Source organism: Rhodovulum strictum (genome assembly GCF_009649175.1).
Classification (GTDB): domain Bacteria; phylum Pseudomonadota; class Alphaproteobacteria; order Rhodobacterales; family Rhodobacteraceae; genus Rhodovulum; species Rhodovulum strictum.
The window spans coordinates 1-14,418 of the sequence record NZ_WJPO01000045.1; the positions used below are offsets into that span (position 1 = coordinate 1).

Sequence of the window (14,418 nt, forward strand, 5' to 3'; positions counted from 1 at the left end):
AGAAACTACCTCGCCGAGATCCTCATCGCATCATCACGCCTCTGGATGCGCCATTATGAGTCCGCATCCTGGGCCGCCGCAGGCCCGGACACCTGCCGCCGGATCAGCGGGCTCATCGCCACCAGTACCAGCGCGATCGAGAACAGGCACCACACCGCCGGCATCTCGTTTGGATTGTCGGTCAGCAGGTTCGCAAGTATCGGCCCGAAGATCGCGTGAAAGACCACGAAGCGCCAGGCGCCATAGACCAGCGGCACCACGAAGGCGGCGAACAGATAGGTCGGGAAATTCGCCGAAAAGCCCAGCCAGCCCGACAGCGGCGTGAACAGCCCGTTCAGGGGCACCTCCCAGCCGATATGCCAATTGCCCGAGATCGTGCATAGCCCCGGCCCACACAGCACCTCGCCCGGCCTGCATTGCCCCAGTGCCTCGATCGGCACCAACTGGAACACCATCACCGCCGCCGAGGCCGCGCAGATCGCCCAGACCGCGCGTCGGGTGCGCGCCGGCACGGCATGGGCCACCAGAGCCATCGCGAAGGCGTTGATGAAGAAGGGCTGGATCGCGATATGCAGGTAGGACAGCAGCGTTACCGCCCGGTTCGCCGGATCGCCGCATTGATCGACCACGGCATAGCCCGCGGCCTGCAACCCCTCCATCGCGGTGAAGAAGCCCAGCGTGGCCCAGATCGCCGTGGGCTCCCCCCGCCGCGCCGCGATGACCGTGGCCGCTGCCCCGATGCCCACCATCGCCACCGTCACCCCGGCATTCCAGCACATGCGCGCCCCCTGGCATTTCGTCCGAGTTTGGGCGTGCCCGGGGGCGCTTGGCAAGAGGGCAGGGGGCGTGTGCCGTTCCGGTTCAGGATGCTGGCGGGAACTGGCCGAGCCCCGTTCCTGCCGACGCCGCGCATCGCCGGGCCTCGCGCATCGGCGGGCGGCCGCTTACTCCCCGGCCTGCTGCACGCGCGCGAGCAGGTCCAGAACGGCAGGGCCCATCGCCTCGACGATCCGCGCCACACCGGCGGCAGAGGGGTGGATGCCGTCGGGCTGCATGTAGTCGCGCATTGCGCCGTCGCGGTCGGGCAGGTCGGTCAGGCCCTTGAGGAAGCTTTCGAAATGCAGCGTGCCGAACTCGGCGGCAAGCTCGGGATACATCGTGTCGAACGCCGCCTTGTAATCGGGGCCGTAATTGCCCGGCGCGTTCAGGCCCACCAGCAGAACCTCGACGCCCGCCGTCTGCGCTGCCTGAAGGATCGCGCGCAGATTGGCGCGCGAATTGGCCGGGTCGATGCCGCGCAGCAGATCGTTGCCGCCCAGCGCCACGATCATCGCGTCGACCTCGGGTGTCAGCGTCCAGCCCACCCGCGACAGCCCCCCGGCGGTCGTGTCGCCCGACACGCCCGCGTTCAGCACCCGGACCTCGGCGCCCTGCGCGCGCAGCCAGCTTTCAAGCTGCGGTACGAAGCCCTCGCCCTGCGCCAGCCCGTAGCCCTGGGTCAGGCTGTCGCCCAGCGCGGCTATGGTCACCTCGGCCGCGGCGGTGCCCGTCAGCCCCAGCGCCAAGCCTGCCGCAAGGGCGTGCTTGAGCGCAAGCGCCCGCGCCCCATATCCAAGGGCAACCAGTTTCAGCCGAAGGCCCCCCATGACCGATCCGATTCTTTCGCTTGCCGATGTCACCCTTACCCTTGCCGGAAATGCCGGGCCGGTCGAGATCCTGCATGGCATCTCGCTCGATGTCGCGCGGGGCGAAACGCTGGGGCTGGTGGGGCCGTCGGGGTCGGGCAAGTCGTCGCTCCTCATGCTGATGGGCGGGCTGGAACGCGCCAGTTCGGGCCGGGTGCTGGCGCTGGGCCAGGACCTGACCGCGATGAACGAGGACGCGCTTGCCCGGTTCCGCCGTCAGCATATGGGCGTCGTGTTCCAGTCTTTCCACCTGATCCCGACCATGACGGCACTTGAAAATGTCGCGACCCCGCTGGAACTTGCCGGGCATCGCGATGCGTTCGACCGGGCCGCCGAGGAATTGCGCAGCGTCGGGCTTGGCGCGCGGATCGACCATTATCCCAGCCAGATGTCGGGCGGCGAACAGCAGCGCGTGGCGCTGGCCCGCGCCGCCGCCCCGCGCCCGCATCTGCTGCTGGCCGACGAGCCCACCGGCAATCTGGACGGCGCGAATGGCGAGGCGATCATGGATCTGCTGTTCGGCCTGCGCGACCGGCATGGCGCGACGCTGGTGCTGGTGACGCATGCGCCCGAACTGGCCGCGCGCTGCGACCGGGTGGTGCGTCTGGCCGATGGCCGCATCGCCGGGCAGGACGTGCGGAGGGCGGCGGAATGAGCGTTGCGGTCGCGGTCCGGATCGCCCGGCGTGAACTGCGGGGCGGGCTGCGGGGTTTCTATGTCTTCCTTGCCTGCCTTGCGCTGGGCGTGGCCGCGATTGCCGCGGTCGGTTCGATCCGCGAGAGCATAGAGGCCGGGCTGAAGCGCGAGGGCGCGCTGCTGCTGGGCGGCGATGCCGAGATGTCGCTGACCTATCGTCATGCCGAACCGGCCGAACGCGCCTGGATGGAACTTATCGCGGTGCAGGTTTCCGAGATCGTCGATTTCCGTTCGATGGTGGTGGTCGAGCGTGACGGCGAAACCGAGCGCGGCCTGACCCAGGTCAAGGGCGTGGATGCCGCCTATCCGCTTTATGGGACGGTCGAGCTTGACCCGCCGATGCCGCTGGATCAGGCGCTGGCGGGCAATGGCGCGGTGATGGAGCGGGTGCTGGCCGACCGGATGGGGCTTGTCCCGGGCGATCAATTCCGGCTGGGCAGTGCGGACTATACCCTGCGCGCGATCCTGCTGCGCGAGCCCGACGGGGCAGGCGACGGGTTCGGCCTCGGCCCGCGGCTGATCTTGCGGGAGGCGGCGCTGGAGGGGTCGGGCCTGCTGGCGCCCGGCACGCTTTACGAAACCAAATACCGCCTTGCCCTGCCGTCCGGCGCCGATCTGCCCGCGCTGGAGGCGCGCGCTGTCGAACGCTTCGCGGGCAAGGGGATGCGCTGGCGCGATGCGCGCAACGGGGCGCCGGGGATGACCCGTTTTGTCGACCGGATGGCGTCCTTTCTGGTGCTGGTGGGGCTGGCCGGGCTGGCGGTGGGCGGTGTCGGCGTCTCGGCGGCGGTGCGCGCCTATCTGGATGGCAAGACCGAGGTGATCGCCACGCTCAAGACGCTGGGGGCCGAGGGGCGGACGATCCTGATGGCCTATCTGATCCAGATCGGCGCGCTGGCGGGGCTGGGCATCGGGATCGGGCTTGCGCTGGGCGCCGCCCTGCCTTTGGCCGCGGCGCCGCTGATGCAGGCGCAATTGCCGGTGCCGGTGGCGGTTACGGTCCATGTCGCGCCGCTGGCCGAGGCCGCACTGTATGGCGTGCTGACCGCGCTGCTGTTCACGCTCTGGCCGCTGGCCCGCACCGAGGAGGTGCGCGCCGCGGCGCTGTTCCGCGATGCCTCGGGCCGGGTCCGGGGCTGGCCGCGGCCGGTCTATATTGCCGCAACCGGCGCGCTGGCCGCCGCGCTGATCGGGACGGCGGCGGCGTTCTCGGGCGTGCCGAAACTGGCGCTCTGGGCGGCTTTCGGCATCGTCGCGGCGCTGGGCCTGCTGGTGCTGGCGGCGGCGGGGCTGAGACGGCTGGCGCGCAGGCTGGCGCGGGCGCGCATGGTGCGCGGGCGCACGTCGCTGCGGCTGGCGCTGGGGGCGGTGGGCGGGCCGGGGGGCGAGGCGGTGTCGGTCGTGCTGTCGCTGGGGCTGGGGCTGTCGATCCTGGCCGCGATCGGGCAGATCGACGCCAACCTGCGCGGCGCGATCCAGCAGGAACTGCCCGAACGCGCACCGGCCTATTTCGTCGTCGACATCCAGCCCGACCAGCTTGCGGGCTTTCTCGAAAGGCTCAACCGCGATCCGGGCGTCAGCAAGGTGGAAACCGCGCCGATGCTGCGCGGGGTCATCACGCAGATCAACGGCCGCCCCGCCACCGAGGTCGCGGGCGATCACTGGGTCATCCGCGGCGATCGCGGCATCACCTATGCAGACCGCCCGCCCGAAGGCACCGTGGTCACCGCCGGGGAATGGTGGCCCGAGGGCTATGACGGCCCCCCGGTGATGAGCTTCGCGCAGGAAGAGGCGCGCGAGATCGGCCTGAGGCTGGGCGACGCGGTCACGGTCAACGTGCTGGGCCGCGACATCACGGCGCGGATCACCAGCTTTCGCGATGTCGATTTCTCGACCGCCGGGATCGGCTTCGTGGTCACGCTGAACGATGGCGCGCTCAGCGGCGCACCGCATACTCATATCGCCACGATCCATGCCGAGCCCGAGGCCGAGGCCGCGATCCTGCGCGACCTGGCCTCGGCCTATCCCAACATCACCGCGATCCGGGTGCGCGATGCGCTCGACCGGGTGGCCGAGGTGCTGTCGGCGCTGGCCGCAGCCGTCGCCTATGGGGCCTCGGCCACGCTGGTGACGGGGGTGATCGTGCTGATCGGCGCGGCGGCGGCGGGGGAACGGGCGCGGATCTTCGAATCCGCCGTGCTCAAGACCGTGGGCGCGGTGCGCGGCCAGGTGCTGGCCTATTTCGCGCTGCGCTCGGCCATGCTGGGGGCGGCGGCGGGGGCGGTCGCGATCCTGGCGGGCGGACTGGCGGGCTGGGCGGTGATGCGATTCGTGATGGAGGGCAGCTATGCGTTCGAGCCGGTCTCGGCGCTGGCCATCGTCACCGGCGGGGCCATGGCGACGCTGCTGGCGGGGCTGGGCTTTGCCTGGCGCCCGCTGGCCGCCCGCCCGGCGCGCGTGCTGCGCGGTCGGGAATAGCGGGCAGGGGGGCGCTCCCGCCCCCCTGCCCGCGCAGGGCGCTTGCGCGCCCCGCTTGTCCGGCGTTGGGCGTGGCCCGCCCCCGTTCCGGGTGCGGGCATCACCGTTGCGACCGGGCGCCCACCGCCCGCCCCACCGGGGGCGGGCTCAAGAGGCTTGTGCCGCAAGGCGCTCATTCGGATCACGCTCAGTCGGCCCAGCGCACCGCGCTCAGGTCGTTGATCGGGGTCGGGGCGTTTTTCCAAAGCCCCTCGATCCGCGCATTCGCCACGCCCGTCTTTGCCAACTGGAACAGGAACCCGTTCACATGATCCTCGGCGATCATCCGCTGCGCGTCCTGAAGGATGCGGGTCCGGTCTGCCGGATCGGTCGTGCCGGTCAACCGATCCATCAGCGCAACGAATTCCGGCCGCGCATAGCCGAAATAATAGTCCGGCCGGGCATAGATGCCGATATCCATCGGCTCGGTATGGCTGATTATGGTCAGGTCGAAATCGCCGCCGCGGAACACCTGTTCCAGCCATTGCGCCCATTCCAGGTTCGTGATCTCGGTCTCGATGCCCACCGCACGCAGTTGCGCGGCCACGATCTCGCCGCCGCGGCGCGCATAGGCCGGGGGCGGGAGCGCCAGGCGCAGCTTCAGCCCGCTCTGCCCGGCCTCCTCCAGCAGCGCCCGCGCCCGCGCCGGATCATGGGCCGAGAGTTCGATCAGGTCCACGTAATCCGGGTGATGCGGCGCGAAATGGGTGCCGATGGGCGTGCCATAGCCGAACATCGCGCCGTCGATGATGTCCTGCCGGTTGATGGCATGGGCAATGGCGGCGCGCACGCGGACATCGTCCAGCGGCGCGGCGCGGTTGTTCATCGCAAGGATCGTCTCGCCCTCGGTCGTGCCCAGGATCACCGAGAATCGCGGATCGGCCTCGAACTGGGCCAGGGTCTCGGGCGCGGGAAAGTTCGGGAAGGCGTCCACATCGCCCGCCATCATCGCCGCGAAGGCCGCGCTGGGGTCGGGGATGAACCGGAAGGTGGCGCGTGCCAGCGCCGGCGGTTCGCCCCAGTAATCGGGGTTTCGCGTGATCTCGACCCGGTCGCCTTGCACCCAGCGCTCGAACCGGAAGGGGCCAGTGCCGACCGGGGCTGTCGCGGCCTGTCCCACGCTTTCGGGCGCCACGATTACCGCATCGCCCCAGGCCATCGCAAAGGTGAAATTGCCATCGGACGCGGCCAGCCGCACCCGCACCGTCAGCAGGTCGACGACCTCGACCGCCTCGATCCCCGCGAACAGGGCCTTCTGCGCATTGGTGCTGTCCTCGGCCCGGGCACGGTCCAGGCTGAAGCGGACATCCTCGGCATCCATCGTGCTGCCGTCATGGAACTGCACGCCGTCGCGCAGGAAGAAGGTATAGATCGTTGCATCCTCGTTCACCTCCCAGCGCTCGGCCAGGCCGGGCAGGATGGCGCCATCCGGGGCGAACCGGGTCAGCCCCTCGAAGATGTTGCCATGCACCACCTCGTCGATCGCTGCCGCAGCACCCGCGGTCGGGTCGAGGTTCGGCGGCTCCAGCACCATGCCCAGTGTCAGAGTGTCCTGGGCGGCAAGCGCGGGGCCTGCGGCCAGCGCAAGCCACAGGGCGGCAGTCGGAACGAGGCGCATCCTGAAGTCTCCCTTGCAAACCTGCCCCATCAAAGGCCGCCCGCCCCGCCAAGGCAAGCATCGCGGCGCCGCAACGGGCTGGATTCCGCGCTGCGGCGCCGTATAAGGGGCGCCACCCGCGAGCAACCGAGGGAGGAAAGCATGAGTGCCAGCGCACCGCAGCGACGGATCACGCCCGGCGAGATTCGCGCCCGCAAGGGCGGCACGCCGGTCGTCTGCCTGACCGCCTATACCACGCCCGTCGCCCGGCTGGTCGATGCCGAATGCGATGTCGTTCTGGTGGGTGACAGTGTCGGCATGGTGCTGCACGGGCTGCCCTCGACGCTGGGCGTGACGATGGAGATGATGATCCTGCACGGTCAGGCGGTCGCCCGTGGGCTGGAACGCGCGCTGATGGTGATCGACATGCCTTTCGGCAGCTACGAGGAAAGCCCCGAACAGGCATTTCGCAATGCAGCGCGGCTTATGGCGGAAACCGGGGCCGGGGCGGTCAAGCTGGAGGGCGGCGAGGGGATGGTCGAGACCATCCGCTTCCTGACCGCCCGCTCGATTCCCGTCATGGCCCATGTCGGGCTGACGCCGCAGGCGATCAACATCCTGGGCGGTTACAAGGTGCAGGGGCGCGGGGCCGATGCCGACCGGGTGCTGGCCGATGCCCGCGCCGTGGCAGCGGCGGGGGCGTTCTCGGTCGTGCTGGAAAAGGTGCCAGCGACGCTGGCCGACCGGATCACCGCCGAGGTTGCGATCCCCACCATCGGGATCGGCGCGTCGCCGGGCTGCGACGGGCAGGTGCTGGTGGTGGATGACATGCTCGGGCTGTTCTCGGAATTCCGCCCGAAATTCGTCCGCCGCTACGCCGAGCTTGGCGACAGCGCGGCCGCCGCCATCGCCGCCTATGCCGGGGATGTGCGCGCCCGCCGTTTCCCCGCCCCCGAACATATCTTCGGAGATGCCGAATGACCGCCCCGATCCTGCGCCGCCTGTCCGATCTGCGCGCCCTGACCGAGAGCTGGCAGGCCGAGGGCGCGCGCATTGCCGTCGTGCCCACGATGGGGGCGCTGCATGCGGGCCATCTCAGCCTTGTTGCGGCGGCAAGGGAAGGGGCCGAGCGGGTGATCGTGACGATCTTCGTCAACCCGCGGCAATTCGACAATCCCGACGACCTTGCGAAATACCCCCGCACCGAAACGAGCGATGCCGAAAAGCTGGCGCCGCTTGATGTCGATGCGATCTATGCGCCCGATCCGGACCAGATCTATCCCGAGGGCTTTTCCACCACGGTCTCGGTCGCGGGTGTCAGCGCGGGGCTGTGCGGCGCGCATCGGCCGGGCCATTTCGACGGGGTGGCCACCGTGGTCAGCAAGCTTCTGTTGCAGACCCAGGCCCGCCGCGCCTTTTTCGGCGAGAAGGATTACCAGCAACTGATGGTGGTTCGCCGCCTTGTGCGCGACCTCGATATTCCGGTCGAGATCATCGGCTGCCCCACCGTGCGTGAGTCGGACGGGCTGGCGCTGTCCTCCCGCAACCAGCGCCTGTCGCCCGCCATGCGCGCGAAGGCCCCCGCGCTTTTCGGGGCGCTTGACGCGGCCGCGGGGGCGATCACGGCGGGCGTGCCGGTCGCGGCGGCGCTGGAGGAGGCGCGTAACGCGGTCCTTGCCGGCGGGTATTCGGCGGTCGAGTATCTGGAACTGCGTTCGGCCGCCACGCTCGCGCCGCTTGCAGCGCCGGTCGAACCCGCGCGGTTGCTTGCTGCGGCCTATCTAGATGGCGTGCGGCTGATCGACAACGTGCCCGTTTAGGCCCGAGGGGCAGCCGATCAGGCCGCCGGGCGTGGCGCGCGCAGCCAGAACCGGGCCATCATAGCCACGCCCGCCACAGCCAGCCCCGCGGCCAGCCCCAGCCAGATGCCGACACCGCCCCAGCCCAGCCCGAAGCCCAGCCCCCAGGCCACCGGCATCCCGACCAGCCAGTAGCCCACCACGGCGATTGCCAGCGGTACGCGGGTGTCCTGCATCCCGCGCAACAGCCCCAGCGCCATCACCTGCGCCGCATCGACCATCTGGAACAGCGCGGCGGCGGCCAGCAGCCCGCTGCCCAGCGCGATCACCGCCGCGCGCTTGGGGTCGGTGGGGTCGAGGAACAGCCCGATCAGCGGGCCGGGCAATGTCAGGAACAGTACAACCGCCACCGCGACAATCCCGCCCGCCAGCGCCAGCGCCGCCCGCGCGCCCTGGCGCAGCGCCGCGGGATCGCCCTGGCCCATCGCGCGGCCGGTGCGGATCGTCGCCGCATTCGACAGCCCCAGATGAACCATGAACACCGCCGAACTGATTTGCAGCGCGATCCCATGCGCGGCCAGCGGCAGCGCGCCTAGCCAGCCCATCATCACCGACGAGGCCGCGAACAGCCCGACCTCGGCCAGGTTGGTCAGCCCGATCGGCCAGCCCAGCCGGAACACCCGGCCCAGCGCCTCGGTATCAACGCGCCAGAAGCGGCGGAACAGCGTGTGTTCGGGCGTCGCGCGGATCGCGTACAGCACCAGCGCCACCATCGAGGCAAGCTGCACGCTGAGCGACGCCAGACCCGCGCCGCGGATGCCAAGTTCCGGAAAGCCCCAATTACCGAAGATCAGCAGGTAATTGGCAATTGCGTTCAGCCCGACCGCCGCCAGCGTCACCCACAGCACCACGCGCGTGCGTTCCAGCGCCGCAAGGTGACTTTTCAGCACCATTACCACCAGCGCGGGCACCATCCCCAGCCCATGCAGCGTCAGGTATTGCTGCGCCAGTTCCGCGATGTCCGGCGCCTGCCCGAGCGCCAGGAAAAGCCGCCCGGCCAACAGGAAGACCGGCAGCGTCAGCGCCCCGAAGCCGATCGAGATCCACAACCCCATCCGGGTCACGCGGCGGATCTGCGCCGTCTCGCCCGCCGCCGCAGCGGTTGCGACCATCGGCATCACCGCCCAGGCAAAGCCCGAGCCCAGCAGGAACAGCACGAAGAACAGCGCGCCGCCCAGCACCTCGGCGGCCAGCGCGTCGATGTCATAGCGCCCCAGCATGATCGCGTCTGTCAGCCCGATGGCGAATTGCGCCAGGTGGCTGCCGATCAGCGGCAGACCCAGAACCAGCGTGGCGCGCAGATGGGTGCGAAAACCAAGTCGAGAGGGCGGAACAGTCATCGCCCGCTGGTAGCCCCGGTCCGGCTGCTCGGCAAGAGCCGGGTCATGCAGCAGGCGCATGGCGGGCTGACCGAATGGACGCTGCTTGCAGGCGGAAATGCCGTTCTTTTGCCAGATTGGTGCATATCAATCTCTCTCTGCCCCGGTAGACCTCCGGCCCGTTCTTGTGGAAAGCTTTGCCATGACCCCGCTTCGTTTCCTGTCGAGCGTCCTGAACCCGCATGCGGCGGATCCGGTGAAGCTGCCGCCGGGCTATCGCAACGGGGCCGATTGGGTGCCCCGGATCGGCGACATCTTTCCCGATTTCGAGGCAGAGACCACGCTGGGACCGATCCGCTTCCATGCCTGGGCCGAGGGGCGCTGGACGGTCCTGTTCAGCCAGCCCGGCGCCTTTACCCCGGTCTGCTCCACCGAACTTGGCAGTCTGGCCGAGACTGCCCCCGAACTCGACCGGCGCGGCGCGCAGGCGATCGGGCTGACGCCCGATCCGGTCGGCGATCTTGCCAACTGGTGCGCGGATGTTGCCGAGCTGTTTGGCGCCCCGATCCGCTTTCCCATGATCTCGGATACCGGCGGGGCGATTGCCCGGGCCTGCGGCATGACGCATCCCAAGGAAAGCCCTGACCTGCCGATCCGCAAGACGCTGATTCTGGATCCGGCGCTGCATGTGCGCATGATCTTCGAATATCCGTTGCGGATCGGGCGGGGCACCGACGAGATCCTGCGCGTGCTGGACGCGTTGCAGGAGCGCGACAGGCTGGATGTGGCGACCCCGGCCGACTGGCAGCCGGGCGATGTGCTGCTGGTGCCTTCGGCCTTCAGCGATGCCGAGGCCGATGCCAGGTTCGGCGCAGGCGGCTGGCAACCGCTGCGCCGTTACCTGCGGGTGCTTGTCCCAGGCGCGGCCGAAAGCCGGGTTGCCGGAAACCGGAACAGCGGGCCGCGGCTGCCGCGCCAGCGCTGAATCAGTCCGGGCAGGTTCGCGCCGCGTCAAAGGCGTCTGTCCGGGACACGCGGCTGTCACGGGCGTTGGCCGCAGAAAGCAGACCCCCGTGCGATCCTAGGCTCAGACCTCGCGCACCTTGCGCAGGTCGGGATGCAGCGAGGTGCCGAGGATGTGGTCGGCCCGGTGAACGACATGCTCGGCCCGGCCGACGATCAGCGGATCGGGGGCGCGCACGATCCGCGTATCCTTGCCCGGATAGTCCAGCGAGTTCAGGAAATGGCGCATGCAGTTCAGCCGCGCCCGCTTCTTGTCGTTGGACTTGACGATGGTCCAGGGCGCGTCGGCGGTGTCGGTGTAGAAGAACATCGCCTCCTTCGCCTCGGTATAGTCGTCCCACCGGTCGAGGCTGGCCTTGTCGATGGGCGACAGCTTCCAGCGTTTCAGCGGATCGGTCTCGCGCGCATTGAAGCGGCGGCGCTGTTCCTCCTGCGAGACCGAGAACCAGTATTTGTAAAGCCGGATGCCCGAGCGGACCAGCATCCGTTCCAGTTCGGGCGTCTGGCGCATGAATTCCAAGTAGTCGCCGGGCGAGCAGAAGCCCATCACCCGCTCGACGCCAGCGCGGTTGTACCAGGAACGGTCGTAGAACACCATTTCGCCCGCGGTCGGCAGCTCGCGCACATAGCGCTGAAAGAACCACTGGCCCTTTTCCTCGACCGAGGGCTTGTTCAGCGCCACGACACGGGCCGCGCGGGGGTTCAGATGCTCCATGAACCGCTTGATCGTGCCGCCCTTGCCCGCCGCATCGCGCCCCTCGAACAGGATGACGAATTTCTGCCCCGTTTCCTGCGCCCAGATCTGCACCTTGAGCAGTTCAGCCTGAAGCTTGGCCTTCTGCGCCTCGTAGCCGCTGCGCGACATCTTCTGGCGGTAGGGGTATTCGCCCGACTCGAAGGCCTGCGCGATGGTTTCGGGCGTAGCGCTGCGAACCGCCTTGGGGCCGGGCTTGGCACGGATCCGCCCGGGCTTGTCCGCGCGGGGGGCGGCAGGCAGATCGACAGGCGCAAGCGCCTCGGGGGTGGGGGGCGTGGATGCGTCCATTCGGTCCTCCTGCGGGCCCTGCGCTGCAATCTTGAATGATTCTAACTGCGTCTTTCCGATCCCGCCTTGAGCGATGTCAAAAAACCGTTACCGAATCGTTACAGTCCGTCCCGTGCCCGAGCCCCATTGCCCATCCGGGGCCAAAGCTGTTCTAATGCACGTCCGAACCACCAGCAAAACGAGCAGCCCATGTCCGCCGACGACCTGCTTTCCGGCGCCAGCCGGGACACTTATGACGCCTCCTCGATCGAGATCCTGGAGGGGCTGGAGCCCGTCCGCAAACGCCCCGGCATGTATATCGGCGGCACAGATGACCGGGCGCTGCATCATCTGGTCGCCGAGGTGCTGGACAACTCGATGGACGAGGCGGTGGCGGGCCACGCCACGCGGATCGAGGTGGAACTGCATGCCGATTTCTCGGTGACGATCCGCGACAATGGCCGCGGCATCCCGGTCGATCCGCACCCGAAATTTCCCGACAAATCCGCGCTCGAGGTGATCCTGTGCACGCTGCATGCAGGCGGCAAGTTCTCGGGCAAGGCCTATGAGACCTCGGGCGGTCTGCATGGGGTCGGCGTTTCGGTGGTCAACGCGCTTTCCGACCGGCTGCGGGTCGAGGTGGCGCGGGGCCGCGAGCTGTTCGCGCAGGAGTTTTCCCGCGGCATCCCGCAGGGGCCGCTGCAAAAGCTGGGGGCGGCGCCGAACCGGCGGGGGACCAGCGTCACCTTCCATGCCGACGAGGACATCTTTGGCCATCACCGCTTCAAGCCCGCGCGCATGTTCAAGATGGCGCGGTCCAAGGCCTATCTGTTCTCGGGCGTGGAAATCCGCTGGAAATCCGCCATCGAGGATGGCGAGACGCCGCAGGAAGCCGTGTTCCATTTCCCCGGCGGGCTGGCCGATTACCTGACCGAGACGCTGGGCAAGGCCGCCACCTATGCCGAGCGTCCCTTTGCCGGAAAGGTCGATTTCCAGGCGAAATTCGGGGTGCCGGGATCGGTCGAATGGGCGATCAACTGGACGCCCTCGCGCGATGGCTTCATCCAGTCCTATTGCAACACCATTCCCACGCCCGAAGGCGGCACGCATGAGGCCGGATTCTGGGCTGCGATCCTGAAAGGCATTCGCGCCTATGGCGAATTGGCGAGCAACCGCAAGGCGGCGCAGATCACGCGCGAGGATTTGCTGACGGGCGGCTGCGCCATTGTCTCGACCTTCATCCGCGAGCCGGAATTCGTCGGCCAGACCAAGGACCGGCTGGCGACGACCGAGGCCGCCCGGCTGGTCGAAGGTGCGGTGCGCGATCATTTCGACAACTGGCTGGCGGCGGATACGAAATCGGCGGGCGCGATCCTGGATTTCCTGGTGCTGCGGGCCGAGGAACGGCTGCGGCGCCGGGCCGAAAAGGAAACCGCGCGGAAATCGGCCACGAAACGGCTGCGCCTGCCGGGCAAGCTGGTCGATTGTTCGGCCACCTCGCGCGAGGGGACGGAACTTTTCATCGTCGAGGGGGATTCGGCGGGCGGGTCGGCCAAGATGGCCCGCGACCGGCGGATTCAGGCGCTGTTGCCGCTCAGGGGCAAGATCCTGAACGTGCTGGGGGCGGCATCCGCGAAACTGGGCAGCAATGCCGAGATCAACGATCTGGCGCAGGCGCTGGGCACCGGGATCGGGACGAAATTCAACATCGACGATCTGCGCTATGAAAAGGTCATCATCATGACCGACGCCGATGTGGACGGGGCGCATATCGCCAGCCTGCTGATGACCTTTTTCTTCACCCAGATGCGGCCGCTGATCGACCATGGCCACCTGTACCTGGCCTGCCCGCCGCTGTTCCGCCTGACGCAAGGCGCGAAACGCATCTATGCGCTGGACGAGGCGGAAAAGGAGATGTGGCTGGCCAAGGGGCTGGGCGGCAAGGGCAAGATCGACGTTTCCCGCTTCAAGGGTCTGGGCGAGATGGACGCCAAGGATCTGAAGGAAACCACGATGGACCCGGCCAGCCGCAAGCTGATCCGCGTGTCGATCGACGAGGACGAACCGGGCGAAACCGCTGACCTTGTGGAACGCCTGATGGGCAAGAAGCCGGAATTGCGGTTCCAGTATATCCAGGAGAATGCGAGGTTCGTGGAGGAGGTGGATGTTTAAGTTTGTAGCCGATGATTGGCTATATCTTCATCAAATTGTAGGCAACCTTAATTCAATAAAAGCAGATGAATGCTCGATTTCTATTCCGACGAGCGCGACGCCATTCTACATCACAACAAAACAAAACTGGTATTCGTTCCTGACAGACGAGACATGCTTTGCAGACCACGCGCGGGAGGTTAGCGGAAAAATTAAAGCAATCGACAATTGTGCATTCCTTCTTTGCTTAGTTGATTTCCAGCTATGCCTTCTAATTGCAAGCCTTGACGACGCAGGAAGGAGCCGGCTGTCTCCCGCTATCCAGTTTGGCATTCAACAATCCGTCTTGGTTTTTGCGATTTCGATTATGGAAGGCATAGGTACGCTTTACTGGGACCTTCACCTGAGCAATGAAAAAAAAGAAGAAGAATTGGAAAAGATGGCAACAGGCATACTGCCACGTTTGCGACCTAGGCTCCAGACTCATTGATCGTCAAAGCCAGAACAGGACGGTTGCGGCGAGGGCGATGGCGGAAAGGAAGGTCTT

12 protein-coding genes are annotated in these 14,418 nt (G+C 67.7%); 7 read left to right on the top strand and 5 right to left on the bottom strand.

What is annotated here, in order from left to right:
* Positions 1-53 precede the first annotated feature (53 nt).
* Both GH815_RS17820 and GH815_RS17825 read right to left on the bottom strand, forming a co-directional pair.
* Positions 54-779, bottom strand: coding sequence for a DUF5765 domain-containing protein (locus GH815_RS17820; protein ID WP_170290387.1), 726 nt, complete (start codon positions 777-779; stop codon positions 54-56).
* Between the two features lie 165 nt (positions 780-944).
* The gene (locus GH815_RS17825; protein WP_153750088.1) at positions 945-1,646 is read right to left on the bottom strand and encodes an arylesterase; all 702 of its coding nucleotides are present in this window, start codon (positions 1,644-1,646) and stop codon (positions 945-947) included.
* Between GH815_RS17825 and GH815_RS17830 the strand changes: the two genes are divergently transcribed.
* Together GH815_RS17830 and GH815_RS17835 are read left to right on the top strand one after the other, a co-directional pair.
* Complete coding sequence (locus GH815_RS17830) at positions 1,645-2,340, top strand: ABC transporter ATP-binding protein (RefSeq protein WP_153750089.1); 696 nt, start codon at positions 1,645-1,647, stop codon at positions 2,338-2,340. The two genes, GH815_RS17825 and GH815_RS17830, sit on opposite strands and share 2 nt — an antisense overlap.
* Positions 2,337-4,859, top strand: coding sequence for an ABC transporter permease (locus tag GH815_RS17835; RefSeq protein ID WP_153750090.1), 2,523 nt, complete (start codon positions 2,337-2,339; stop codon positions 4,857-4,859). The genes GH815_RS17830 and GH815_RS17835 overlap by 4 nt, the downstream gene beginning before the upstream one ends.
* 187 nt (positions 4,860-5,046) lie before the next feature.
* Here the strand turns inward: GH815_RS17835 and GH815_RS17840 are convergent, their stop codons facing one another.
* Positions 5,047-6,516 (bottom strand): ABC transporter substrate-binding protein, encoded by a 1,470-nt coding sequence (locus GH815_RS17840; protein WP_211365125.1) that lies wholly within the window; start codon positions 6,514-6,516, stop codon positions 5,047-5,049.
* Between the two features lie 141 nt (positions 6,517-6,657).
* On the opposite strand from GH815_RS17840, the gene panB reads away from it, so the two are divergent.
* Positions 6,658-7,476 carry a 3-methyl-2-oxobutanoate hydroxymethyltransferase gene (gene panB, locus GH815_RS17845; protein ID WP_153750092.1) on the top strand — a complete coding sequence of 273 codons (819 nt, stop codon included), beginning with the start codon at positions 6,658-6,660 and terminating at the stop codon, positions 7,474-7,476.
* Positions 7,473-8,315: a pantoate--beta-alanine ligase gene (panC, locus tag GH815_RS17850; RefSeq protein WP_153750093.1), complete on the top strand. Its 843-nt coding sequence runs from the start codon at positions 7,473-7,475 to the stop codon at positions 8,313-8,315. The genes panB and panC overlap by 4 nt, the downstream gene beginning before the upstream one ends.
* Positions 8,316-8,332: 17 nt before the next feature.
* On the opposite strand, the gene GH815_RS17855 is transcribed toward panC, so the two are convergent.
* Complete coding sequence (locus GH815_RS17855) at positions 8,333-9,694, bottom strand: MATE family efflux transporter (protein WP_153750094.1); 1,362 nt, start codon at positions 9,692-9,694, stop codon at positions 8,333-8,335.
* 181 nt (positions 9,695-9,875) lie between these two features.
* On the opposite strand from GH815_RS17855, the gene GH815_RS17860 reads away from it, so the two are divergent.
* Complete coding sequence (locus tag GH815_RS17860; RefSeq protein WP_153750095.1) at positions 9,876-10,658, top strand: redoxin domain-containing protein; 783 nt, start codon at positions 9,876-9,878, stop codon at positions 10,656-10,658.
* Positions 10,659-10,760: 102 nt separating this feature from the next.
* Here the strand turns inward: GH815_RS17860 and ppk2 are convergent, their stop codons facing one another.
* On the bottom strand, positions 10,761-11,741 hold the full coding sequence (gene ppk2 / locus GH815_RS17865) for a polyphosphate kinase 2 (protein WP_153750096.1): 981 nt from the start codon (positions 11,739-11,741) through the stop codon (positions 10,761-10,763).
* A 189-nt stretch (positions 11,742-11,930) separates the two neighbouring features.
* Here ppk2 and parE point away from each other — a divergent pair, with 189 nt between their 5' ends.
* Positions 11,931-13,892 (top strand): DNA topoisomerase IV subunit B, encoded by a 1,962-nt coding sequence (gene parE, locus GH815_RS17870; protein WP_153750097.1) that lies wholly within the window; start codon positions 11,931-11,933, stop codon positions 13,890-13,892.
* Positions 13,885-14,361, top strand: coding sequence for a hypothetical protein (locus GH815_RS17875; RefSeq protein ID WP_153750098.1), 477 nt, complete (start codon positions 13,885-13,887; stop codon positions 14,359-14,361). Before parE ends, GH815_RS17875 begins: the two co-directional genes overlap by 8 nt.
* Positions 14,362-14,418 lie beyond the last annotated feature (57 nt).